This is a genomic window from Leptospira wolbachii serovar Codice str. CDC (genome assembly GCF_000332515.2).
In the GTDB taxonomy this organism is placed as follows: Bacteria; Spirochaetota; Leptospiria; order Leptospirales; family Leptospiraceae; genus Leptospira_A; species Leptospira_A wolbachii.
Map to the genome: position 1 here is coordinate 1,987,600 of NZ_AOGZ02000014.1, position 25,904 is coordinate 2,013,503.

The 25,904-nt window shown below is 38.7% G+C and carries 20 protein-coding genes; 13 read left to right on the forward strand and 7 right to left on the reverse strand.

The features are described from left to right. The first annotated feature begins 34 nt into the window (after positions 1 to 34). The 5 genes from mltG to LEP1GSC195_RS14810 all read left to right on the forward strand — a co-directional run bounded on the left by mltG (position 35) and on the right by LEP1GSC195_RS14810 (position 7,098). Complete coding sequence (gene mltG, locus LEP1GSC195_RS14790; RefSeq protein ID WP_015682559.1) at positions 35 to 1,057, forward strand: endolytic transglycosylase MltG; 1,023 nt, start codon at positions 35 to 37, stop codon at positions 1,055 to 1,057. Between the two features lie 20 nt (positions 1,058 to 1,077). Beyond that, positions 1,078 to 1,335, forward strand: coding sequence for a hypothetical protein (locus LEP1GSC195_RS14795; RefSeq protein WP_015682017.1), 258 nt, complete (start codon positions 1,078 to 1,080; stop codon positions 1,333 to 1,335). A gap of 158 nt (positions 1,336 to 1,493) precedes the next feature. Further along, on the forward strand, positions 1,494 to 3,332 hold the full coding sequence (locus LEP1GSC195_RS14800; RefSeq protein ID WP_015681544.1) for a hypothetical protein: 1,839 nt from the start codon (positions 1,494 to 1,496) through the stop codon (positions 3,330 to 3,332). A 67-nt stretch (positions 3,333 to 3,399) separates the two neighbouring features. Next, the gene (locus LEP1GSC195_RS14805) at positions 3,400 to 3,990 is read left to right on the forward strand and encodes a hypothetical protein (RefSeq protein ID WP_015681053.1); all 591 of its coding nucleotides are present in this window, start codon (positions 3,400 to 3,402) and stop codon (positions 3,988 to 3,990) included. Positions 3,991 to 4,110: 120 nt separating this feature from the next. Next, a complete protein-coding gene (locus LEP1GSC195_RS14810; protein ID WP_015680536.1) occupies positions 4,111 to 7,098 on the forward strand; it encodes a TonB-dependent receptor in 2,988 nt (995 codons plus the stop codon). Between the two features lie 100 nt (positions 7,099 to 7,198). Here the strand turns inward: LEP1GSC195_RS14810 and LEP1GSC195_RS14815 are convergent, their stop codons facing one another. Continuing rightward, a complete protein-coding gene (locus LEP1GSC195_RS14815; RefSeq protein ID WP_015682250.1) occupies positions 7,199 to 8,029 on the reverse strand; it encodes a prohibitin family protein in 831 nt (276 codons plus the stop codon). A gap of 24 nt (positions 8,030 to 8,053) precedes the next feature. Here LEP1GSC195_RS14815 and LEP1GSC195_RS14820 point away from each other — a divergent pair, with 24 nt between their 5' ends. Further along, entirely contained in the window at positions 8,054 to 8,548 is a 495-nt protein-coding gene (locus tag LEP1GSC195_RS14820; protein WP_198012783.1) for an ankyrin repeat domain-containing protein, read from the forward strand. Between the two features lie 330 nt (positions 8,549 to 8,878). Here LEP1GSC195_RS14820 and LEP1GSC195_RS14825 read toward each other — a convergent pair whose 3' ends face one another. The 3 genes from LEP1GSC195_RS14825 to LEP1GSC195_RS14835 form a co-directional block, all read right to left on the reverse strand. Beyond that, positions 8,879 to 10,318, reverse strand: coding sequence for a M20/M25/M40 family metallo-hydrolase (locus tag LEP1GSC195_RS14825; RefSeq protein WP_015681280.1), 1,440 nt, complete (start codon positions 10,316 to 10,318; stop codon positions 8,879 to 8,881). Positions 10,319 to 10,388: 70 nt separating this feature from the next. Beyond that, positions 10,389 to 10,991, reverse strand: coding sequence for a class I SAM-dependent methyltransferase (locus LEP1GSC195_RS14830; RefSeq protein WP_015682324.1), 603 nt, complete (start codon positions 10,989 to 10,991; stop codon positions 10,389 to 10,391). Positions 10,992 to 11,064: 73 nt separating this feature from the next. Further along, positions 11,065 to 11,757, reverse strand: a complete 693-nt coding sequence (locus tag LEP1GSC195_RS14835; protein WP_015681524.1) for a nitroreductase — start codon at positions 11,755 to 11,757, stop codon at positions 11,065 to 11,067. A 117-nt stretch (positions 11,758 to 11,874) separates the two neighbouring features. Between LEP1GSC195_RS14835 and LEP1GSC195_RS14840 the strand changes: the two genes are divergently transcribed. The 4 genes from LEP1GSC195_RS14840 to ilvD all read left to right on the forward strand — a co-directional run bounded on the left by LEP1GSC195_RS14840 (position 11,875) and on the right by ilvD (position 17,504). Further along, positions 11,875 to 12,456 (forward strand): TetR/AcrR family transcriptional regulator, encoded by a 582-nt coding sequence (locus tag LEP1GSC195_RS14840; protein WP_040506801.1) that lies wholly within the window; start codon positions 11,875 to 11,877, stop codon positions 12,454 to 12,456. Continuing rightward, positions 12,453 to 15,113 carry a TonB-dependent receptor plug domain-containing protein gene (locus LEP1GSC195_RS14845; protein ID WP_015682420.1) on the forward strand — a complete coding sequence of 887 codons (2,661 nt, stop codon included), beginning with the start codon at positions 12,453 to 12,455 and terminating at the stop codon, positions 15,111 to 15,113. Before LEP1GSC195_RS14840 ends, LEP1GSC195_RS14845 begins: the two co-directional genes overlap by 4 nt. Beyond that, entirely contained in the window at positions 15,110 to 15,757 is a 648-nt protein-coding gene (locus LEP1GSC195_RS14850) for a hypothetical protein (protein ID WP_015680501.1), read from the forward strand. The genes LEP1GSC195_RS14845 and LEP1GSC195_RS14850 overlap by 4 nt, the downstream gene beginning before the upstream one ends. Before the next feature lie 70 nt (positions 15,758 to 15,827). Continuing rightward, a complete protein-coding gene (gene ilvD / locus LEP1GSC195_RS14855) occupies positions 15,828 to 17,504 on the forward strand; it encodes a dihydroxy-acid dehydratase (protein ID WP_015681650.1) in 1,677 nt (558 codons plus the stop codon). 25 nt (positions 17,505 to 17,529) lie between these two features. Here the strand turns inward: ilvD and LEP1GSC195_RS14860 are convergent, their stop codons facing one another. From LEP1GSC195_RS14860 to LEP1GSC195_RS14870, 3 genes are all read right to left on the reverse strand, one after another. After that, positions 17,530 to 18,549, reverse strand: coding sequence for a pirin family protein (locus LEP1GSC195_RS14860; protein ID WP_015682317.1), 1,020 nt, complete (start codon positions 18,547 to 18,549; stop codon positions 17,530 to 17,532). Between the two features lie 55 nt (positions 18,550 to 18,604). Continuing rightward, complete coding sequence (locus LEP1GSC195_RS14865) at positions 18,605 to 19,306, reverse strand: hypothetical protein (RefSeq protein WP_015680964.1); 702 nt, start codon at positions 19,304 to 19,306, stop codon at positions 18,605 to 18,607. 240 nt (positions 19,307 to 19,546) lie between these two features. Beyond that, the gene (locus LEP1GSC195_RS14870) at positions 19,547 to 20,770 is read right to left on the reverse strand and encodes a PAS domain-containing sensor histidine kinase (RefSeq protein ID WP_040506804.1); all 1,224 of its coding nucleotides are present in this window, start codon (positions 20,768 to 20,770) and stop codon (positions 19,547 to 19,549) included. A gap of 133 nt (positions 20,771 to 20,903) precedes the next feature. Here LEP1GSC195_RS14870 and LEP1GSC195_RS14875 point away from each other — a divergent pair, with 133 nt between their 5' ends. The 3 genes from LEP1GSC195_RS14875 to LEP1GSC195_RS14885 all read left to right on the forward strand — a co-directional run bounded on the left by LEP1GSC195_RS14875 (position 20,904) and on the right by LEP1GSC195_RS14885 (position 25,853). Further along, on the forward strand, positions 20,904 to 22,655 hold the full coding sequence (locus tag LEP1GSC195_RS14875) for a hypothetical protein (RefSeq protein ID WP_040506806.1): 1,752 nt from the start codon (positions 20,904 to 20,906) through the stop codon (positions 22,653 to 22,655). Continuing rightward, positions 22,652 to 24,679 carry a 7TM diverse intracellular signaling domain-containing protein gene (locus LEP1GSC195_RS14880; protein WP_015681919.1) on the forward strand — a complete coding sequence of 676 codons (2,028 nt, stop codon included), beginning with the start codon at positions 22,652 to 22,654 and terminating at the stop codon, positions 24,677 to 24,679. Before LEP1GSC195_RS14875 ends, LEP1GSC195_RS14880 begins: the two co-directional genes overlap by 4 nt. 97 nt (positions 24,680 to 24,776) lie before the next feature. Next, positions 24,777 to 25,853 (forward strand): alkene reductase, encoded by a 1,077-nt coding sequence (locus tag LEP1GSC195_RS14885; RefSeq protein WP_015681382.1) that lies wholly within the window; start codon positions 24,777 to 24,779, stop codon positions 25,851 to 25,853. Positions 25,854 to 25,904 lie beyond the last annotated feature (51 nt).

A 25,904-nucleotide genomic window follows, 5' to 3' on the forward strand; every position in this document is an offset into this window, starting at 1 on the left:
TAATTGTCGATATAACAAAGAGAATGGGGATGGAATGAACTCGAAACTTAAAAAATACCTGATTCTATCAGGACTTGGTGTTTCCTTACTGCTGGTTTTGGCCTTAATTGGTTTTTTCGTTGTCGACGAAATCAAAGGGGGAGCTGTTGGTGATGGTCAAAACAAATACGAACTCATCATCGATTCAGGGGAGCCATCCTCGAGTGTAGTGCGCGAGTTAGCTGCTGCCGGAATGATTAAATCCTCCGTGTATTTCAACTATCTGATGAAGTTCACACGAGCAGGAAACAAAATCAAACAAGGTGTCTATGACATCAATGATGGTATGAGTTCCCGCAAAATTCTAGACGTCATCATTTCAGGTAAAGTAAAATTAGTAAACTTCACTGTACCAGAAGGATATAACAATCGTCAGATTGGAGATTTATTGGTTTCAAAAAAACTTGCGATCTCCCGAGAAGAATTTTTGAAAGTGGCTCAAAGTCCCGCACTACTTACAAAATACAATATCCCCGCAAAAACTTTAGAAGGTTATTTATTTCCAGAAACCTATTCGGTTCCACTAAATTATCCTTTGGAAAGAATCACTGAGATGATGATCAAAAGGTTCTATAAAAAATTAGAATCTATTCCTGAAGCAAAAGACATCAAACCGGCAGACCTTCATTTTCGTGTAGTTCTTGCATCGATTGTGGAAAGAGAAGCTGTAAGAAAAGAAGAAAGACCCATGATGGCGGGAGTCTTCCTCACTCGCATTGAAAAAAATATTAATTTGGAATCTTGTGCCACTATCCAATATTTGTTTGATAAACCAAAAAAAAGACTCTTTGAATCTGATCTAAAGATTGTATCTCCATACAATACCTATATCAATGGTGGATGGCCACCGGGACCTATTTCTAACCCCGGCTTACCAGCATTAGAAGCCTCATTCAAACCAATGAAATCTGATAAACTATTCTTTCTTCTAAAGCCAGATGGGTCTCATTATTTTTCTGCGACATTCAAAGAACATTTGGATGCAAAAAAGAAATTCATAGATGTTCTTTACCAATAGAATAGAAACCAACTAGCTTTATGGATGAAAACATTGTTGAATTAAACATCGCCATCGGTGGGATTTCTAAGGAACTTTTAGATGTTCAAAAAGCTTTAGATGCCTACCGAGAAAAACAAAAACGTAAAGAGGCCATAGACGAGGAAGCCATGACTTTTGTTTCCAAAGCGGAGCTTGTCATTGAAAAAGCCGAAAATGGAGGTCTCCAACTAACCTCAGACCAAATTCGTCGGATCAAAAGTAATCTCGTGAAAATTTTACAACGAATCCAGAAATAACCTCTTAACCAAACCTTCATAGAACCTTCACCGGCTTGTCATTCCTCTGTAACATATAAGGCGCATATTTATCTGTAGCTAGAGGGAGATTTTTTCGAATCCCTTTCGGGAAGACCCGCTGGCCAAACAAATTCGATTTTTTCGAAAGAGGATTTAAAATGAAAAAATTTATCAATAAAGGTCTGGTGTTGGCTCTCATCGCGGTGATGGGATTAGCATCAGTAGACTGTCAAAAGAAAAAAAATGATAATACTGGCTTATTGCTTGCTGCATTGTTTTTCTTGAACCAACCCGAATACACTGTAGTTCTTACTGGAACATTGAAAGGGGCAGATAATTTGCCTATGAAAGATGGAAAAGTATCCATTTCTGATGCAGAAGGAAGTTCTTTTTTATCAGGTGGACAGGGAACAATTTCTGATTTTACCACTTGTGCTACAAATGGTGCTCCACCTGCTAGTGGAACGGTGGATGGAGAATTTACGCTTCTATTTAAAACTCCATCTCTTAACGGAAAATTAGCATTTGCTCCAACTGATGCAGCTTCCGCTACGAATGCAAATGGTTGTTCTAGTGGTACAGCCCCATTTATCAATAGTCTTGCTTCAAGTGATTTTACAAACGTTACCGGCGCACCTGGTATACTATCTGTGAATTTAAAACTGGAAGACAGACAAAACATTGATCAGGTAGGATTGAGTGGAAATTCAGGATATTCCATTACCGTCAAATCAATCAACGTATTTGTAAAAGGGGAATACACTCTACAAAGCCCTACAGTTGGGGAAAACGTTTGCGATGGTCGTAGGTTAGGTGGAGGCCCAAGAATTGTATCTGGTTCCTTAACTGGATCAGAGACTTGGAACGGAGGAATTTTATTACAGGGAACTGTTTTTGTTGAGTCTGGAGTTACAATTAATGTTGCACCTGGAACTGCAATTTTTGGTCAAAGAGGTTCCTCTATCTTTTTTAAACGTGGTTCTAAATTAGTCGCTAATGGAACAGCTGCCGATCCAATTTGTTGGTCGTCCGCAAGTTCACTTGGTTCTCGTTTTCCTGGAGATTGGGGTGGAATCGTTACCATTGGAGATAGTGGGGCGACTCGAGGTTCCAATACCGAAGGAACAACTCCGCAATCCTATGGTGGAACAGGTTCATTACCAGGAACAAGTAATTTAGAGATGTCTTATAACATCGTTGAGTTTGGTGGAAATGAGGTAGCTCCAGGAGATGAGTTAAACAACTTAAGTTTATACGCTTCAAATACAACTTTAAACCATGTTCAAGCTCATAGAGGTCTCGATGATCAAATTGAAGCTTGGGGTGGAACAGGTTCTTGGAATAACATCCTAGCTACTGGTGGATTGGACGATGACTTAGACTTGGACGAAGGGTTTGGTGGTCCAACACTTGGTTCTGGCGCAACAATTACGAATTTCATTTCCCACAAATATCCTGCTGCCTGTGGTGGTTCAGTTTCTACAGATCCTCACGGTTTGGAATGGGATGGGATTCATAGTGATGGTGGGGTAGCATGTAATTCACCTAGTGCTCCGTTACTCGCTCGTTGTACTACGGCTACTTTAAATAAATTTACCCTAATTGGAGCTGGAATTGCTGGCGGACAAGCAGCAAGACTTAGAGAAGGTGTCCAGGCAACTTTATCAAATGGAATTGCTTACGGACATGCTTTAGGATTCCGTGTGGATGGAGCAACTGCAGCTACTGTTGTTACGTTTACAGCTGGAACTGTTCGTGGTCAACAAGGACAAACAACGAATACAGCAACGGGTGCACCTACTGTAAACAGTACGGTAACCTATAACGTATCTGCGTTACCGATTGTATCCGATGGTGGAATTAATACCGAATCGAATTGCGGGTTCGCAGCTACTAAGCCAGATTATACACTAAATGCAACTTATGCAGTAGCTGGACAAGGTGGAGCTGCTGATGGAAAATGGTGGGATGGATGGACGGTTTTTAGAGCTCGTTAATCTAACCATCTAAACTTGAAAAGAAAGAAACCCTAGCAAAAAAGCTAGGGTTTCTGCATTTGGAACTATGAAACAATTTTACATTATTATATTTTTTTTATTAGCATTCTCCAGCATTTTTTTCACCAGTAATTGCAATGAAAATGATTGGAGGAATGATCCTCAATACCAGAACAAGGAACTGGAAGCAAAGCTCCAAAAATCCAAAACAGAAATCTTATCTAAGAAGAAAAAAAATTATGAGCTAACCTTTGGCTATAATTCAAAACAAGATGCGATTAAATATTTTCTAGAAGAAATTCAAAAATCAGATAAGTCTATTCCGTTAAAAAGCTTTATTTCTTGGTCAGACCAAGTAGACGTAATTTTTCCAAATACTTACGGATTTGGGACAGCCCTTGATTCAAACTCACTCGAAGACTATAAAGTAATTTTATACGAAAGAGAAAAATTAGGAATGGAGATGATCCACTCGACATTATCAACTTCTTTTGCGATTCAAAATATTGAATGGGAAAAACCTCGGTTTTACAATGAATTAAAAGCTCATAAGCCAAAAGTTGTGATCCGAACAAAAGCAGGACTTCAAGAGTTAACTCAGATCAAGATGGTCTATGAGATAGGAAATAAATACATAGTAGGTGTTGTAGGGCCTTAAGGCTCTACATATAATATTACAATTTTGTAACAAACGATTCATCAATTCGTAACGTATCCGAAACTCCTTTTCATTTACCCCTCGGCTTTTATTCGAATGCTTGCCATTAGCAGGCAATTTATGAACAATTCAAAATTACTTGGAGCCATATTATTCTCTCTTTTCTTATGGATTCCAAATATAATTCATGCACAAACATCTGGAACCGTGCGCGGAACAATTATTGATTCTGAAAACGGAGAAGCAGTATTCGGTGCAACAATCGTTGTCCGGTCTGAAAAGAAATTTGCGAAAACAGATTTTGACGGTAAATACAATTTAGAACTTCCAGCAGGTAACTACCAAATAGAATACCAGATGTATGGATATGGACCTCAAACCAAATCTGTGACAATAATCGCTGGAAAACCAGTTCAGGTGAACGTTACTTTTGGTGCACAGGTATTACAAACCGTTGAAGTAAAAGATAGGGCCATCAATGAATCTGATGCTTCTTTATTGCAACTTCAGAAAAAAACAGCTTCGGTTTCAGATGCGATTGGTGCTGAAGCAATTAAAAAATCTCCAGACTCTTCTGCCAGTGAAGTAGTTAGGCGCGTAACAGGTATTACAATCATTGGAGGAAAATATGTATTTGTTAGGGGACTTGGTGAACGATATTCTTCAACATATTTAAACGATGCATACATACCCTCGACAGAGCCTGACAAACGAGTCGTTCCTCTTGACCTATTTCCCGCAAATTTAATCAAGAATATCAGAATCATTAAAACATTTGTTCCGGAAGAATCAGCTGAATTCTCCGGCGGGTTAGTTAAAATTGAAACTAAAGAATATCCTGACGATTTTACAATGACCTTGGGATTAGGTTTAGGGGCTAACTCTAACACGACTCGAAACAGATGGCTTTCTTTTAAAGGAGGCGATTTTTTAGGTAGAACAACGGAAAACCAAAAACTACCTGATCTCGTAAGTGCAGTTCCAAATTATCTCCCTTTTGAACCAGGAAGTCGATTTGGCGGTATCGATCCAAAATTGGTTAGTTTGGGTGCGGTTACATTCCCTTCACAATGGACACCTGATCAATCAAAAGCTCCTTATGATAAAAACTTTAATTTTACAGTTGGTAAAACTTTTAAATTAACTGATACAGGCCAGAGATTAGGTATTATTTTTGGTACAACACACTCTGTTGACTATAGGTTCAGAAGACAAAAAGATGCTCGCTATGTTCCCGTAAATTCTGTAGCACCAACGATAAATGAAGCTACTACTTTGAATCCTATTCAGACTCAAGATGCTGATTTATATGTAGAAGAAAGATTGTTTGGTAACAATTTGAATTTAGCGTATGAGCCAAAAGCAGGACAACAATTCTTCTTAAAAAATTTCTACTCTATCTCTTCTGAGAAATCGGTAAGAGATGCCAGTGGTTCAAATAATAGGGATAGTTTTGACTTCTATAGCTTAACAAATGATTTTATCAGTCGTCAGCTTTTTAATTCAAGTTTTGGTGGTAAACACGCATTAAACTTAGGTAGTTTAAGTAGACCACATACTTTAGATTGGCAAATGAATTATGGGGAAGCTAAGAGAGATGAACCGAATCTTACACAACAAGTTTGGCGTAGGCCTCAAGGCTCTTCAGTTACAACAATTCCAACTAGACTTGGAAACAACCCTGATGGCTCGCGATTTTATTCAACATCTGGTGATACAGTTCGAAGTGTAAGTTTTGCTTACGAGATTCCTTTTGACCAATGGAACGGATTAAAATCGTCCTTTAAGGTAGGTGGAAGTGCTCTTGATAGATTTAAAAGTTTTACATTTAGAGAGTTTGGATCTAAATCAAATATTGGTTCAACACAATCTGATTTATATCTAGTCCCTGGTGAAATTGTTTATAATCCATTAGAGTATGTTCGAACCAATTCCAATGGAGTTGGTAATAAAACTTTCTCCGAAAGACAAGTTGAGCCGAATGCTTATGATGCTTACCAAAAACTACATAGTTATTTTGGTCAAATTGATATGCCATTAATCCCAAAACTACGGTTTATTGGTGGTGCAAGATATGAAGATTCATTCCAAAAAGTTAAAACATTTGTATTAAAAGAACAATTTGATGTAAGGAAACCTGGTTACGGATGTGACTTTGAATCTGAATATGAAAGAATAGCATTAATCAACAATAAAGTTTGCCCTGCAGATAATAATGGTGTTGGTGTGATTCGTACTCGTGATGTTCTTCCGAGTGCCAATTTTGTTTATGAATTTCTTCAGGATCAAAACCTAAGGTTCGGTTACACTCAAACTTTAACAAGACCTGATTTTAGAGAGATGTCTCCTTTCGCTTTCACTCCTTACTTTGGTGGTGATAGAATCAGAGGAAATCCAAATTTACAAAGAACATACATTCATAACTTTGATTTCCGATATGAATACTTTATGGGTGGTGCAAACTATGTGGCAGCCGGTGTATTCCATAAAGATCTATCCAATCCGATTGAGTTGATTGGACAACCGGTGGCAGGTCAAATATCTCCATTTTTTACTTATGCAAATGCAAATCGAGCAACGATTCGTGGGGTTGAGCTTGATTTCAGAAGAGAATTTTTTGATAGATTCCGTTTCGAAACTAACGTATTTTTTATTAAATCTTTAGTAAACGTGATCTCTTGGGAACAATTTACTGTCGGAAAAGTTGGATTGTTAGATCCTAACGATAGGGGATTTTCTTATGATCCAACAAATATCCGCAGGCCCTTACAAGGTCAGTCTGACTTTGTTGCTAACTTGAAGTTCGACGTATATTTGAATAAATTAAAAACAACAACTATAGGTCTTTACTATAACTATTTTGGAGATCGGATTTTCATTGTTGGTGCAAATGGTTCACCTGATGCCTATGAACGTGGTGTTGGACTCACTGACATTGTATTCTCCCATAAAATGGATGATAAATTAGATTTTAAATTTGCAGCAAAGAACGTAACTGATCAAAGATTTAAAATCTATGTTAAGGACGAACTATTAAACGAAGAAAAACTATTCCGATCTTATCGAGAAGGGGTTTCTTTCTCTATGTCTGCTAGTTATAAGTTCTAAACATTCTGACATTACATTGGTAAACACTGACCCCGCAAAGCGGGGTTAGTTACTCTTGTTGATTTCGCCAACCACTCACTAAAAATTTAAACTCCTTACTTTATTTCCCTTCCGTATTTACGATAATCGGTAATCCATCTTTTCCATTCGGAACAAAAATCAATTTGTTGTTTGGGTTCTCCATTGCCTTCAATTGAATGTATCTCGGTGTCAATGATTCTGAAATCATCCGTTGCGCCTTTGCTTGCGCTTCCGCTTCAATGAGTACAGCCTTCGCTCTACCATCAGCAGAGATCTGTTGAATTTCGGCATCTCGTTTGGCAATATTGATTTCAAACTTCATTTGTTCTTGTTCTTGTTGTTTGGTGAGTTTGCTTTCGATAGCTTTAAGAATCGACGGGCTATACTCCACATCATCAATAATGACATCATCTATTTCAACATGTTTGTCTTTTAACTTTTCAGTGAGGGATTTTTTAATCTGGGCAGATACATTAGGTGTTTCTTTGGAAATGGAAACCATATTGTATGCGGATAGAATATTTCGTATTGCTGTGCGGAACTGTGGTTTTACAACTTTTTCATAGTAGTCTCTTCCGATTTCCATTTCTAAATCATAAATTTCGTTTTGGACTGGCCGGATGATGATCGCCGCACTTACTGTAATTGTTAAATCATCGCGTGTAAGCACCTCTACCTTCTCTTGGTGGCTCATCCATTGGATCGAGTAAACATATACACTATTCCAAGGCATATAGGTTTGTACTCTGGATTCTAGAGGTTTTTGGCTAAGTCCAGTGCTATAGGGCCGCCACATAAGTCCTACCTCTCCCGGACTAATGATGGAGAGACAGGATACAAAAGAGGAAAGGCTAACACCTAAAATAGTAAGGAACTGGAAACTGTTTGGAAAAATGGATCGACGTTTCATAGTTAAACCATTAGACTAAAACCGATGTTACAATTTCTATCCAGTCGATTTTTAATTCCGAAGCGGTTCTTTCTCATTTTTTTGACAACCCTCGGGCTTGGTGTTTCGTGTATGGAGGATGAATCCGTCGTAAAAGCTCCTATGAGTCCAGAACTACGTATTTTCCAAGCTGTAGAAAAGGGAAACTTAGAGCTTGTGAAAGAGCTTTTGTCAAATGGTGTTTCCATCAATGCTAAGGATTCCTTAGGCAATTCCACTCTCATCAAAGCAGTGGATGAAGAAGACCTTACAATCGCAAAATTTTTGATCGCAAAAGGTGCCAATGTCAATCTTCGCAATACCACGGGAGAGACAGCTCTCTACCGAGCCATCTATCGTGGCAATTTAGAATTAGTCAAAATGCTTGTATCGGCGGGTGCAGAGACCAAAGTCAAAACAGTGGGTGGGATCAGTCTTGTGGACCTTGCCGAAGAACGGGGCGAAGAGGGGATTCTCAAATATCTGGGTTCTTTAAAATAGGAAATCCAACTAACGAAGCGATTATACCTATACATAGAATAGCCTATTCGTTAGGCGCAAGGCTCTAGTAAATTCAATTAAACTTTTTTAACTATAGGACCCTGCACATAACAGCGACTAACGATATCTATAGAGATAAACTTTATCCATAGAATTAAAATTAGTAGATTCCAAATCTTTTTACTATAAAAGCAATAACGTAGCCACTATTCTAAGTTAGGTGGCTACGATTGTTTTCGGCGCGGATTAATTTTGACTTTGGGAAGCTTCTACTAATAACCGTCTGTCTGTTTCTCTAGTCACAGATAAATCTAGATTTTTATTTCTCTTCTACTGATTCATCTCCACAAGAGTCTCAAAAAGAATCTTTGTTCCCAGTTCCAAATTATCAATTGTCATATTTTCGTTTTTTCCATGCATCCCATCAATGTCTTCCGTTTTGAGAACTGCGGGAATGAGCCCGTATGCTTTGATACCCACTCTTCGTAAGTAAGAATTGTCTGTTTTTCCTGGAGAAAGGAAAGGAGTCACTGTACTGTTGGGAAATTTATTCACCGACACAGCAGCCAGTGTACTAAAAAACTTTGTATTGATAGGAGATACATCGGTGGGATTGATATCGGTAAAAGTAATTTCTGCTTTATATTTTTCTGCGATTTTTTTTACTTTCGAAGCAAACTCTTCGATATCCACTCCAGGTAATGTTCGTATGTCCAATCTACCGGAAGCTTCACCTGCAATGACATTCTCTCCACCTTCACCCTCAGAAGTACGAAATCCAGTAATGGACTTTGTATTGGTTGTCATCGCTGTAAGGTGACGATTACTTCGAATTGTTCCATGTAATAAAGGTTTAATCAGAGGGTTTCTAGCATTTTTTAAGAAGAATGATTTAGGAAAGGAGCTGATAGTCCCAAGTTGATAAAAGAATGCATCGGTTTCTTCTGTTATGCGAATGTCGGATTCTAACTCTCGAACTTCATTAAAAAATTGGATTAAGGACAACGCCGGGTACTGAGGAGGTGGAGAAGATCCATGCCCGCTGGTTCCGGTGATCTTTGCTCGTAACCAGATATTTCCTTTCTCCGCATATTGAATGTTAAAGATGGTGGCACCAGGAATCACAATATCTCTTGTGGCCACTCCACCTTCGTTGATGGCATACTCATAACCTTCAAAAACATGTTTTTGTTTTGAAGTCATATATTTCCCACCTAAGACAGATCCTGATTCTTCATCGGCCAAAGCCAGATACATAATTTTTCTTGTTCTTGGAATTCCCGATCGTTTTACCTCAAGAAAAGCAAGTAACTCCATAACGGCCATTCCCTTCATGTCAATTGCTCCGCGTCCCCAAACACGACCTTCACTTACCGTTCCCGATAGGGGTGGTAATTTCCACTCCTTTGCATCAAATTCAACGGTGTCCAAATGGTTTGCGAGGATGATCCCTGGCTCGGGATTAGGAACGGTTGCTGGCAGTTCAGCAATTAAATTGGGTCTTGTCGGGAATTTGGGATCAAAAACAAAACGAGAAGGGATCCCTTCCTTTGCGAGAACTCCTTGGATGTATTTTGCCACCTGGATTTCATTTCCACGAACAGAGGGGATCTTTAAGAGGTCGGATAGAAGTTTGACTGCTTCTGTTCTACGGACTTCCCAATTGACTTTGGGATACGACTGCTTTAATTCTGCATACTTTACTTTTTGACCGAAGGAACATTGTAAACTGAATACCGTTACCAATAAAAACGAAATAAAAAACTTCATGAAACTATTTCTCCCTCTTCTTCCAAAGAAAGAGAATCATGAATTTCAAAACTTGAAAGAAAAAACTAACTTAGATTTTTCGTAAAACAAGTCGGACGATGGCCGCCTTTCCTCTATGGAACGGACTTTCGTTTAGTTCAATTTCCAAAGCCTCTTCGTATTCAATGTTCATTTCTGAAAAGTCCATCCTTAAATCCTTTAGATTGCATAACATATCCGGATCTTTGGGTCCACCAGAGCTGTATTGTAACTGGTCGGGGGAGAATGCTTCTAATAATAAAATTCCACCTGGTTTCAAAGTCCTAACACAATTCCTATGAACAGTAGTGCGAATGGATTTATGAAAATGGCAATAGATCAAAGCAACCATATCCATTTGTTCAGGAGCATAAGGATAATTCAAAACATCAGAGATTTCATAATGAAAGGTTACATTTTTTTCTTTCGCGAGTGCTGTAGCCTTCTGTTTTCCTGCTTCTGATTGGTCAAAGGCAAATACATCCCAACCCAAACCCGCAGCAAACACAGCATTTCTTCCTTCTCCCTCACAAGGAAAAAGGATTCTTCCTTTTTTTAAATTTGGTAGACGAGTGCGTAAAAAATCGTTTGGGTCCTTCCCGTAAACATAGTCTTCACTCGCATAACGTTCATTCCAGAAAGTTTTAGAATACATACTGCCTCTACTGCTTGCAATTTTTTATGGTCGGATCATCATATACTAAACTCTCCAATTCAGAAATGTTTTTTTAATAGAAATGAAGTAAATCTTCGGCTGATTCTCGCGGGGTATGGAAACGATTGAGTTCAGAATCAGGTTTTGGATACCCAATACTTATTCCCATGATCACCTTTTCTTCTTTGGGTAACTCGAGAGAACTTCGAACCACATCGGGAAAGGCACCGAGGGCTGCTTGGGGGCAGGTTCCCAAACCTTCTTCTCTTGCTAGGAGGAGAACCGATTGAACAAAACAACCCAAATCAATGCCTACAAAAAAGTTAAGATCAAATTTAGATGTGATAAAAACAGCCGTGGGTGCGCCAAAAAATTCAAAGTTACGGAGCATAAATTGGTCCCTCGCATCTTTGTCTTTTCTATCAATTCCAGCCACTCCGTAGATTTTCATTCCTAAATCAAACATCCGTTTTTTGGCATCACTGGGATAGGACTCTGGCCAATTCGTTTCCGGCTGCGGAGTGGATGTGCGTGCCGCTTTTGTCAATTCTGCTGCCAAAAGATCTCGTTTTTCCCCACTGACAATATGAATCTTCCAGGGTTGGGAGTTTTTCCAACTGGGTGTACGTAAGGCTTTTTTAAAGATTTGTTTGAGGGTTTCTTCTGGAATGGGTTTGGGTAGATATTCTCGGATGCTGTGCCTGGTTTCCAAGGCTTCGGTGACGGTGGTTGCCATTTCGTGGATGGATATCATTTCAGAGTTCATTTACTTTTCTCCTAAACCACATACATACCGGTCGGTATGTATCGGCAAGAACTTTTCATACAGACCAGTTGGTATATTGTTTGCTTGGTTTCTAGATTAATTGATTTTGGAGGAGATATGAAAAAAGAACCAACTCGCATACGTCTCTTACAAGTCAGTCGGAATCTCTTTTTAAAACAAGGATACTCGGAGACGGGGCTCAATCAAATTGTAGAGGAAGCAAAAACGGTCAAAGCCAGTTTGTATCAACATTTTTCTTCTAAGGAAATGTTAGGTAAGGAGGTGCTTCGCCTTTATTCAGATGAAAACTTAACACTTCTTAGATCCTTAATGAAACGAAATCCGAAACCACTCGATTTTGTTAAGGCTTGGGTTCGTATTCTTTCAAGGGAGGCTAGGGAATCTCAACTCTATGGATGCGGAATGGCAAATTTCCGCGCTCAAATCGCACCACACGAATTGGAGATTTTGAAAGAAATTGAGAAAATCGCAAACAGTACGATTGATTGTTTGGAAGATTACTTAGAAGAGTCGGTGGAAAATGGTCACCTACCTTCTAAAGTAGATTGTCGTTTACTCGCCAAACATTTATTCTTTGTCTATGAAGGGGTTTTGCAAGGATACAGGTTACTTGATGACAGAAGGTCATTGGATGAATTATACCGAATGGCAGAAAGTTTGATCCCCGCTCCTAAATGAAACAATCGCACTTCCATTTATTTATATTATTCATTTTGTTTGGTTGGTATCATCCCACCTTAGCAGATGGTAATATAGAAGTTATATTTCAAATTGTAAAATCCAATTCAGGAAAACCAGTCACCAACGCCGTAGTCATTTCTAAAAAAGGAAAAACTAGTGGAGTTTCGAATGAAGAGGGAATCGCCAAACTTCGGTTTCCCGAACCAGGATACTATGAAATCAAAGTATCCACCGCAGACAGAACTGAATCTCTATTTCGAGAAGTTCGGTTCAAGGGCCAAATCATTTTGGTTACTATATCTGAATCAAATTTAGCGGGAATTTTAGTCAGTGGAGAAAGGGATAAAACTCCACTTTCAAGGTACGGTCTCGTCCAGGAAGAGATCAAACGACTTCCCGGAGTGTCTGGTGATTCCTTAAAGGCACTTCAAACCATTCCTGGTGTTGTGATTGGTGCTCCCGTGGGAATTCTACCATCGGTGTTTACAAACATTGGGACCAATTTACTGACAGGAAATCCTTATTCCAATAGTGAAAGGGGAGACTTGTCACTTCGCGGTGGAGGTACAAGACAAAACCAATATTACTTCGATGGATTTCCCCTTCCGTATCCTTTCCATTTGGGAAACCAATCTTCAGTTCTCAATAACAATCTTATCAAATCTTTTGATGTTTTTACTGGCGCTTTTCCAGCTAAATATGGTTATGCGACCGGAGGAATTATCGCCATAGAAGGAACCGACCGTGTGGATGAAAACAAAACTATAATTAATACAAATTTGTTTTTATCAGATGTTTATAACCAATCTAAAATCCTCCCAGGCCTCGCCATGATTAGTTCTGGTAGAAAAAATTATCCGAACTTAGTTCTATTACAAGTCTACCCGAAGGGAATTCCGGAAGATGCAAAATATGCGGAATACCAAGACTACCAATGGAAACTAATTTGGGATATCAATTCGGAACATCGTCTGTCCATCCAAACTTTTGGAACCAGGGATAGACAAGCCTATACCAAAGCCCAGGCTGATTTGGAAAGGGGAGGAGAGGATCCGCGCCCGCCGACTGGCCTCGACCGGATGTTTCGAACCGATGCGATTCGTTATATATGGAAAGGAAAAACCTTTCGAAATACTTTGTCTTATTCTCGAACTTCGTTTAATGAATTTTTTGAACTCAGGTTTACCAATCCACTGACGGCAGAAAATATCTTTGGCTTACAGAATAGAACCGCCGATTCCATTACCTATGTTCACAATGCTTTCGAATGGGAAATCTGGGAAGAACATCTCAAACTGGAAGCAGGGGTACAAGGTAGGTTTCGAGAAACCACTTTAAAGGGAGAAAATATTTCTTCTTACAACCGATTATTCTATAATGTATTTAATGATCTTTTGAATTCCAACGCGGCCTTCCGATCTGTGATTGATGGAGATCGGATTCGTTATCGTGAAAAATCTGCCTATGCAGAACTTCCATTTAAATATGGCGGATTTCGCCTAACACCCGGTGCCCGCGTTGACAATTATTCTGGAAGTAACGAAACCAATTTGGCTCCCCGGATCACCGGAGGGTACCTCTTTGAATCCACAAAAACTGGATTTATGGCGGGGCATGGAATTCATTACAATGCTCCTGTTTCCGTGGAAGCTCTGTCTGCCAAGTCAGGAAATCCTAATCTCTTTATGGAGAGAGCCGAACACAATTCTATTGGTGTGAGTCAGGAGTTTGCAAACAACTGGCAAATCAAAGTCGAGGGCTTTCGCAATATCTTTCAAAATATCATTGTCCCTGATACTTTTATTGTCGATCCCTATGCTTTGAATAATGACACTCGGATTTTTGTGAATGAAACAGCCAAGGTTCTCGCCAATCCTGTCACACCCAAAAATCTAAACTATTCCAACGCAGGGTATGGCCATTCGGAAGGCATTGAGATTTTTATCAAAAAAACCAAAGATCCAAGAGAACAGTCAGGATTATTTGGCTGGATTTCTTACACCAACTCCATCACCAAACGAATCAATAACCAATCTCGGATGAACAGTGATGAATCTAGAAATAGAAACTTACTCAATAATTCTAGAACCCTTCTCGCGCAAGGGAAGATGGGAACAAACTATATCAATTATTATGATGATAATAATTTGGAAGTGATCTACAATAATGACAAAGAGCAGTTATATGATTTGGACAGAACTCATATTCTCAACATTGTATTTGGTTATAAATTCAATCCGGAGTGGATGGTGGGCGGAAGGTTTCGCTATTTTTCAGGAACTCCTTACACTCCCATTACAAGTGCTACACGGGCAAACCAAGCGGCCACTTTCGGCTTGAACTTATATTTTCCGAACTATTCTGGAAATTATAACAGCGATCGATTTTTACCCTTCCACCAATTTGATTTGCGTATTGATCGAATTGAAAATTATTCCTGGGGTTATATCAATACCTACATTGAGTTTGTGAATTTCTATGGCCGTCGTAACCAAGCTGGGTTTGAATTTGATAATACAAAAAATTATCAGAGAAACCAAAACCCCGCACCAACTTATGATACAGTCAATTCTCCATTCATCATTTCCCAAACACCAAACGGAAAAATGGCAATCATTCCTCTGATTAATATTGGAATGGAGGTACGGTTTTGAACAGAATTCTTATCGGATTTAGTTTGATTCTTTCTTTGGTGTCTTGTTTTGAAAGCGGGAAGGAAGTGAAAAAAAAAGAAGAAGATAAACAAACCTTGTATCTGACTACATTATATTTGGTTCGGGAGTCCGGAAATTGTATCAAAACCAATACTTCCTTACCAACAAACAACCAATTTTGTAGCAGGCGGCCTTTAGGAGTTTGTTCTGTGAATCAACTCATCCTCACACAAGGGGAAGTAAATGTGATTTTAAATGAAGTTAAGAACATTCAAACAAGAACTGTCGATTGCCAAGAATCCATCCTTCAGTCGGGAATTCTAATCGCTAAGGCAACGACTACAATGGAAATCGATACCTTAAAATCTCAATATACATTTCGTGTTGTTGAGAGCTGTGAATTAGAAGGATTCCAAGTAGCAAATGGGACCAGGTTTGCCAATTTTACAGAGATTCAATGGTTGGAGTCTGCTCGAGGTAAAATAGCTAAAGCAGCCAAATCCGTTGCAGCCAATGGATTTTTACCACAAGCTAATCGTGATCGCGCTAACAGCTGTTTGAATTTGGAGTTTAAGGATTGGGAAAAAGATCTCGCACAAGGAAATCTTGAAAATAAAATCTTGGTCGAAATCAATCATCCATAAATTCAAAATCCGCTTTCCTTAACCTTGGCATCTTACATTTTGTCTTTAATCCAAAGGAAATTGAATTATTATGACTTTGAATCGATACAGCCGCACTCTTACCCAAGATGAATCCCTCCCAGCCTCCCAAGCAATGATCATTGGCTCTGGAGTTCCTTATGAAGATTTAAATAAACCTTTCATCGGAATTGGAAGTACTGGATTTGATGGAAATCCTTGTAATATGCACCTAACCACTCTTTCTGCTCTGCAAAAGAAAAGTGTTTTGGATACAAAACAAATGGTTGGTTTACTCTTTAATACCATCGGTGTGAGTGATGGAATCACTAACGGAAATGATGGGATGCGTTATTCCTTACCTTCTCGGGAAATCATTGCCGATTCCATTGAAACGATTGCGGGTGCTCATTATTATGATGGGATTCTCTTTACTGCAGGTTGTGATAAAAATATGCCAGGGGCCATCATGGCAATGGCAAGACTCAATCGTCCGTCCATTATGGTTTATGGTGGAACCATCAATGGCGGGAACTACAAAGGGGAAAAATTAAATATCGTCTCTGCCTTTGAAGCTTATGGAAAAAAAATTAACGGCAAAATCACGGAAGATGATTTTAAAGAAGTGATTAAAAATTCCTGCCCGGGCCCTGGAGCTTGTGGGGGAATGTATACCGCAAACACTATGGCAACGGCCATCGAAGTGATGGGAATGAGTTTGCCTTATAGTTCTTCTTCTCCTGCGCGCAGTGAAGAAAAAAAGAAAGAATGTATGAATATTGGAAAGTATATGTACAATCTTTTAGAAAAAGATATCAAACCTTCCGACATCATCACTCCTAAATCTATATTGAATGCACTTCGTGTGGTGACCATTCTGGGTGGTTCCACCAACGCTGCATTACATATGATTGCCATTGCAAGAACTATGGGTATCCCTCTCGACTTAGAACAAATTCAAAAAGTAACTGATACAACTCCACTCCTTGCGGATATGAAACCAAGTGGTAAGTATCTCATGGAAGATCTATTTGCTATCGGTGGAACACCGGCGATCATGAAATTCATGTTAAGCGAAGGTTTGATTGACGGATCTTGTTTGACAGTGACTGGAAAAACAATCGCAGAAAACTTGGAAGGTCTTCCTGACCTTCCGAAAGACCAAGACCTACTTCGCCCAGTGAGTAACCCGATTAAAAAAGAAGGACACATCCAAGTTCTTTATGGCAATATCGCCAAAAAAGGGGCAGTGGCAAAAATCACAGGTCATGAAGGCGAAATGTTTGAAGGAAAAGCCATTTGTTTTGATTCCGAAGTAGAAGCAAATACGGGAATTCGTGATGGGAAAGTAAAACCAGGCCATGTGGTTGTGATTCGTTATGTAGGTCCGAAAGGGGGTCCTGGAATGCCTGAAATGTTAAAACCCACTTCTGCTATTATTGGAGCAGGCCTTGGGGACAATGTAGCCCTCATTACCGATGGTCGGTTTTCCGGGGGAAGTCACGGCTTTGTTGTGGGTCATATCACACCAGAAGCGATGGAAGGGGGGGAGTTGGCTTTTGTTCAGGATGGAGACACCATTCTCATTGATTCCCGCACGAACCAACTGGAACTCAAAATCTCCTCAGAAGAATTAGAAAAACGTAGAGCCAAATGGGTGAAACCACCATACCGCATCACCTCTGGATATCTTTGGAAGTACATCCAGATGGTAAAAGACGCAAGTACTGGTTGCCTAACAGACCGTTAGGCGCTTTAAGGAAATTCCTACTCGTTTAAGTAGGAATTTCTTCTTTGCCGTCGGCATGTCTGGCAAATCTTCCTTTGCCGACATGAACCGGATCATAAGAATCCCAAGGCCAGCCGCCAAACTGTGTTTTACGATAGTCATCAAAAGCTTGTTGGATCTCTTCTTGTTTGTTCATCACAAAGGGTCCATATTGCACCACAGGTTCGGCAATGGGTTTTCCTTCTAAAATCAAAATCCTACCCGCTTCAGATCCATTCTTCAAAGTCACTGCTCTATCGGATTCGAGATTATATAGATGTTTGCCAGGGACAACTACATCATCTAAAATCAATCCTTCCCCTCGGAAGTAGTAAAGATTTCTGTTATTTCCTTTGGCACTTCCAGGGATGATAAAACTTACATCAGGATCTAAATCTAAAATATAAATTCCTACTTCGTTTTTAGGATCGCCTGCCCAGGAGTCTGGAGGCGGGTCAAGTGGTTTTTCGCCAAACAACGATCCTGCGACCGTTTTGATTTTTACTTTTTTACCATTGGAATCACTTACGAGTTTTACAGGAATGTCTTCGTTCCAAAACATTTTGAAATGTGGATCTACAAACTTATTTTTTGCAGGTAAATTGAGCCAAATTTGAAAGAGCTCCAAAGTATTATCACCCGATTCATTTATTAAAGGAAACATTTCTGAATGTTGGATTCCCGCACCAGCAGTCATCCACTGAACGTCACCATCGCCATACCTTCCCGCAGCACCTTGGGAATCAGCATGATCAATGAGACCCCTTTGGACTACAGTAACGGTTTCAAATCCGCGATGGGGGTGGCCAGGAAACCCAGGAATGGTTTCACCGTGGTACATCCTCCATCCATCTTTGCCAGCAAAGTCTTGGCCAATTTGTCTTCCTTGTAGCGAAGAGGATTCTGGGCCAAACTTTCCGTTTCCCTTGGGATAAAAATCTTCATGGTGGACACAAAACAAAAACGGATCCGATGTGGGCCATTGGAAGTCGAGTTTTTGGGCGTATACTATTGATTTGTGTTTCATGTAAAAATCCTGTCTTTGCGATACCTGTCGCTATCTATAAGACAGGAAATTCGAATCAAAAGTTTTTCACAATAGAAACATTAGCACCGAATGATCCAAATTCTTTGGAACTTTGAGAAGAGTTGATGTTAGGAACGGAACTGAGCTCAACGGGATTTTTGCCCGGTCCCCAATTGTAGCCGCTCACTTCCGAAATACTAAAAGAAGATATCTGATAGAAACCCCCATACTTTAAACCGAAAGTGTCAAAGAATTTCCAAACAAGTCCTATTTCATAAGATAAAGTGGCGCCACCGAGTCCCCGTGATAATCCTTCTTTGGATTGAAACATGGTTAAATCTGTTTTACTCACAGGGGTGCTAAAAACTACTTGTTTGTTCGAATTTAATGTTCCAGTAGATGAAGTTTCAATCCCGTAGGAGGCGAGTTTTAGCTGTCCGGCAAAAACAGTTAAATCACCTATCATGTACAAGTTGAGCCAATCAGTTAAGGAAGCAACAAATCCAAAACTCATCCCATAATTTTTAGTTCTGAACTCTACGGTTCCAGTAGAAAGAGCATACCCTTCTGTTACAGATTGTTCTCCGGTTCTTAAAAATGGAAATTTCAACTGAAATGATTGAAATGGTCCTTTAGAAGATAACTCAGAATAAGAAAAACTAAATTCATTGGAACTTGTACTGGTTAGGTAGTTTAAGGGACCTACTCCAATTTTAAAACCTACTTCATTGACCCCTGAGCGAACACGATCATTCAAATAAAGACCATTCGTACTAAAACTGGTTCGCGTGTCGTTGTAATGTTCTCCCTTTGCATAAACTAAACCGATAAAAAAATCTTCCGAGATTTGGTGTATCAGTATTTGTTTCTGTTTCGTTCTCTAGAGTTTGCGCAGAAAGAGAAACGGAAAACACGAGTAGATAAGTAATTAAATTTTTACACAAGCTTCGCATCAAAAAATATATACGAATTTTATAAAAATGAATCAGAAGAAAAATTATAGAGGTATTGTGTTTTGTCCTAAAGTAAAAAAGAAAGTTGAACCTTTATGCAACTCACTCTCCACCCAAATCGCACTGTTGTGTTTTTCCAAAAATTCCTTACATAGAATGAGTCCAAGTCCCGTTCCAGATTCTTGTTCAGTTCCTGGGGTTGATTTTTTTTTATCCAAGCGAAATAGATTCTCAATCTGTTCTTTCTCCATTCCCACGCCCTCGTCCTTGACAAAGAATACAACGGGACTTGCATGAGTTTGAGTTTCTTCAGCTATCCCTATCACAACCTGGTGATTGGGTTTACTATATTTGATGGCATTGGAAATTAAATTTCGCACCACAGTTTCAATCATAAACAAATCAGCAACTATCTGTAGCTTTGATGGAATTTGATTAGAAATATTCACATTCTTTTTGTTAGCTGAAAGATTTAATAGTCCGATAACTCTTTGGACAAGATCATAAAATAGAATAGGAATTGGTTGGAAACTTATAATCCCACTTTGAGAACGGGCCCAGTCCAATAGGTTTTCCAGTAGGGAATAAACCAAATCAGAGGATTCCTCTAACATCTTTAAATAATATACTCTTTCTGTTTCAGAAAAATGGGAATCTTTCTCGCTCAGGATTTTGGTAAATTCTCTTTGGGTTCCTAAGGGGCCACGTAAGTCATGAGCGATGATAGAAAAGAATTTATCTTTGGTTGCATTGAGCTCGGCCAATCGTATTGCCGATTGTTTTAGTTTATCCTCTGAAAGTTTTTGTTCTGTGATGTCTCTGATGATGGCACAATTGTATTGTTTTCCATCGTATTCAACTAAGTTTACGGTTACTTCAATGGGCACAGGTGTCCCATCTTTTCTTTTATTGATTGTCTCGATAGTGAAGGATTTACGATCTAAAATTTCTTGCCAATGAGCATTCCAACGATCCACACTAAACAACGGATCAACTTGGAACATTTTCATCGATAGTAATTCTTCTTTTGTATACCCATAGTTTTTACAGGCTGCGTCATTTACAAAAACATAGTTTCCATATTCATCTAACCAAACAATAGCTTCTGAAATTGTATCTATGGAAAACTGTGTGAATTGGAGAGCATGAATGAGATTTGAATGTTTCGATGAAGTATCGTCACATGTTTGTCTCAACATTTGGTTCTCTTCCTCCAAACGTTTTAGATCAGCCAATAGGGCTTCGTATGTCTTAGGTTGTAGAGACATGGATTAATGATAAAATATAATCTTGGAAATAAAATGCCAAGAACTAAGTGTTGGGATGCGTTTATTTCGTTTGGCTAGAAACTGACTTGACTTGCGGAGTTTTCCTAGATAGACCTAGACTCCCTGAAACTATATGTCTTGTTTATTTTGCCAGAAAGGATCTTCCCGTTTTTCCCGATTAGAGCCAGTGCGGGATGAAAGACAAACCCACTCTTTTCCGATTGATGACATCGTAGGGAACTCCCTGAATCCATTTCAAGAAATCTATGAATGTAAGGATTGCCATAGCCTTTGGTGGATCAAAACCCGAGGAACAGGTGATCCCAGGTCCACCTATCCAGAGTTTTACGAACAAACTGCCGAGCGAATTGATGATCAGCGTTCAGAATTGATTCGGAACCCTTCTGTATCGGGACTCATCAATCATAAAAATTCTGTATTTCCTTATTCGTTCTTTGAAGAGATTTTAGAAATCATATCCCAAAAAGAAAGAGAAGCATTAAAAACTTTATACCTCCGAAGAGATTCCGATTTGCCCTCTACGGTTAAGAGATGGCTTCTACAATGGTTTCAAAAAGAATATCCGAACGAATTTCAAGAAATCCAAAAAAAAGGATTCCCCACTTCCGCAGGCCACCTCTTTTCTTTAGAAGAAAATGAAACCGTCATTGTATCTGAATTTATAGCAAAAGACCAATTGGCTTTGATTACCTCTCTAGAAGAAAAGTACTTTATACAGGGTTATGATTTAACCGAAAAGAAAATCCTTTGGAAAGGCCCAATAGGTAAGCCGTTTTTGGAAGGTTTACCTATTCCCATTCTTTTTTACCAATCGGGTTATCTTTGTTTTTACCAAGGTTTTCAAAAAGGATCTGAATACTTTTCAAAACTAAACAGACCCGATACACTTTGTATTTATGATATTTCCGGCAAACTCATTATATCTATACCACTTGCTTTTAAGTGTTATGAAATCCTTTCTACAGAAGAACGTGATGTCTCTGAAAATAGAATTTCGCATAACTTTGGATTTACGATATTAGGCGATACATTGTATCTGCCCCACCAATTCCAAATCCAAGTTTATGATTTGAAATCGGGAAAATTAATCCGAAACATTTCATTACCAAAATTTGAAATTTTTTCAGGTAAGGCTTTTGAAACTGAATCAGGAAATCTTCTCTTCCATACATTAAAAGGAATTTTGGGAATCAATTCTTCAGATGAAATTATTTTTCAATACTTATCCCCATACCATCCTGTGTTCATTGATTCACAGTTCCAATTTTACTTTTACTACGCCATTGTCGAATCGGCCAATACAGGAGAGAAAAAAGAATTCAAACAAACTCATGATTCTGGAATTTCTTTGGTTCGAGAGTTGGCGTCTCCTCCTGTTGAATTTCCTGGTGGAGTTTATTTGCCATTTTCTTTAGATGGATCGCTTCTTTTGGATTCTCAGTTGAGAACCATTAAAGAATTTCCTTTCAGCACCACAGATACCATCGGCCCTCATTCCTTTGGAACGACAAAAACACCAGTCCTTGTCACAGAAGATCGCATCATCATTACAAATGATTTTTCCGGCATTTACATGATTGATTTTTCGGGAAATCTTTTGTTAGAAAAACAAATCCAATCAGAGGTGTTATCTGTCTTTACGTTTGATGGAAAACATACAATCATCATTCTCAGCTTTCATGATGACTATAGTGATGGTGAAGAGACAAAACTTCTTTTATTTTCCCCGAAAGGAGATGTAATCACAGAGAAATTACTTCCCGGCCCCCAAGGATTGTCGGTGAGTTTTGATGGGATTTGTGTATTCGCAAAGAACAATCAAATGTTTTCCCTATATTTATTTTCTGCGGATGATTCCAGATGAGCTTGTTTTTTAAAAGGTGGTTGTATCTTTCATTTTTTCTGTTTTTGAGTGTTTTTGGAATTTCTGCCGAAGACCTATCCATTGATATCCAAAAGAGTGATAAAGCCCCTGTTTATCTCGCTAAATCTATGTTAGTTTTGGAAGATCCAACAAATCATTTGGATTTTGATTCCATTCGTTCCCTCGCCTATGAATCAAAATTTATAAACGTTCCTTCCTCAGAGGAGGCTTTTAATTTTTCCTATTCAAAATCAACTTATTGGTTGAAAGTCCAATTAAAAAATACAAACCAAACTCCAAAAGAAATCGCGATTGTCATTTCTTACCCGCGATTACAAACACTGGATTTATACTTTCAAAATCCAAAAGAGATTAAAAAAATTCCATCAGGATACTCTGTCCCCATGGTAGAACGCCCTTACCAAAGTAGGTTTTTTGTATTTCCGATTTCGTTTCCAGAAAACACAAATGCTACGGTTTATTTGAAGGTAAAATCACCGAACTCAATCAACCTACCCATCCAATTATGGAATCGAGATTTATATGACCGTCATGAGATCAATGACCATGTCATTCAAGCCTTATACTTTGGAATTGCTTTTGCCATGATTCTTTTTAACTTGTTCGTATTTTTTATACTGAAGGATAGTAATTATTTTCTTTATGTTTTAGTCGTTTCCAGCACAGCATTTACCATTGCTTCGCATAATGGAATTGCTTCGGAATATCTATGGCAGAACTCACCTTGGATGGATCAATATTCGGTGAATTTATTTATCTCCATAGTTTTGATTCTCTTTTTAGTATTTATGAGAAGTTTATTAAACACTAAAAATTTAATTCCAAAATTAGATCGAATGAGTGTCGTTATAATTCTCTTACAGATCATTTTACCAATTTTATATATTTTTTCTTTTGAATCGTTTATTAAAATTATAGTTCTTAGCCATGCCTTCACGGCCTTTTGGATTTTGTTTGTGGGTACTATATGTTCTTTGAAAAAAGAAAGAATTGCTTATTTTTTTCTATTAGCATTCGCATTTTTATTTTTAGCACTGATTGTTTCTACAATGAGGGCGTTAGGACTCCTTCCAACCAATTCCTTTACTATTGATGGGCCACAATATGGTTCAACCGCTGAAATGATGTTACTTGCTTTTGCTCTTGCAGATCGTTACAACACCATTATCAAAGAAAAAGAAACTGCGGAAACACTAGTCAAACTAAATTTAGAAAAATCTAATTTCGAGTTAGAAGAAAAAGTCAAAGAACGTACCCAAACTCTAAATCGTACACTTAGTGCCATGAGACGAGATCTCTTTGTAGCAAAAAAAATCCAAGAGAATTCTCTCGTTACTGATCCAAAACTGATCAATGAATTAAATCTTGTGTATCGTTATCTTCCTGTATCGGAAGTCGGTGGAGATTTTTTTGACATTTGCCAATTGAACGAATCCAAATATAGAATTCTCATTGCAGATGCCACAGGTCATGGAGTGCATGCAGCGATGATTACCATGGCAATCAAAGGTTTGTATGATAACATTAAAAACTTTGAATTAGCTCCGTCGAAGGTGATGGAAATTTTTAATGAAGAGTTTATGGATAACTTTGTCTCACTCAATAGTCTCTTAACGGCATTGATTTTAGATATTGATCTATTCGAAAAAAAGATTCAGTTTGCCTCTGCTGGCCATCCGGCAGCAGTGCTTTTACAGAATGGCCAACTCTCTTTGTTAACAAAAACAGGAAGGATGATCGGACTAAAAAAACAAATCCATTATGAACAATCGGAACTATCCTTTGGGTCAAAAGATCGGCTTTTTGTGTTTACCGACGGAGTGTTTGAAGCTTTTAATTCTAAAGATGAGGAGTTTGGGGAGGAATCCCTCTACCACCTTTTCCAATCCACTCGCCATTTGACCCTTTCGGAAGTCGAAGACCATCTCCTAAAAACACTACAAAATTTTCTAAATGGTCAGGATCGCCAGGACGACTTAACCATCCTTGGCATCGATTTTTGATTTTTTTTTGGAAATTAGTTTAATATTAAATAATTATAACATCAAATCGTTCAAGTTATAGTCTATTTTCTAATAGTAAATAAAATTGGAGAACCTTGTGAAATCATTATTTTCAGAAGCGAAGTTAGGAAACCTTTCCTTAAAAAATAAAGTGGTGATGGCCCCCATGACCCGTTCCCGTTCCCTTGGAAACGTACCTGGTGACTTAGTTGCCACATATTATGAGCAAAGAGCAGAAGCAGGACTCATCATCACAGAAGGAACCTCACCTTCTCCGAATGGTCTTGGTTATGCGAGAATTCCTGGAATTTTCTCAGAAGAACAAACCAAAGCTTGGAAAAAAGTAACCGATAAAGTCCATGCCAAGGGAAGTAAAATTTTTGTTCAACTGATGCATACAGGTCGAATTGGACATGAGCTGAATTTACCGAAAGGAGCAAAAGTTCTTGGACCTTCTGCGATTCTTGCCAAAGGACAAATGTGGACAGATACAGACGGAATGAAAGACCATCCCACACCACAGGAGATGACCAAAGCAGAATTAAAATCTACATTAGAAGAATTTGTAACTGCATCTAAAAATGCAATCCAAGCAGGTTTTGATGGTGTTGAATTACATGCAGCGAACGGATATTTACTCGAACAATTTTTACATCCCTCCTCAAACCAAAGAACAGACGAATACGGCGGTTCCATTGAGAATCGAATTCGATTCGTTGTAGAAGTAGCGGAAGCTGTGAGTGTAGCGATCGGAAAAGAAAAAACAGCAATTCGTTTGTCTCCCTATGGAGCATTCAATGATCTTTTTCCATTTCCAGAAACACATGAAGAGTATTCGTTGTTAGCTGAAAAGTTAAATCAAATTGGAATTGTATACATTCATTTAGTTGACCATTCATCCATGGGTGCACCGACTGTTGAACCAGAAACGGTTCAAAACATTCGAAAGGCCTTTAAAGGAACTCTTATTTTAAGTGGCGGTTATGACGTCGAACGTGCAGAAAAAGATCTCTCTTCTGGACTTGCTGACCTTATCGCTTTTGGAAAACCTTTCCTTGCCAATCCTGACCTTGTCACAAGATTCCAAAAAAATATCCCTTTAGCTTCTTTTGATCAGACAACTCTTTATACACCTGGTGAAAAAGGTTACAGTGACTATTCTTTTGCAGGCTAACAACGATTAACAAAAAAGGTGCTTTTCTTTTTTAAGTTCTTTAGCGCCTCA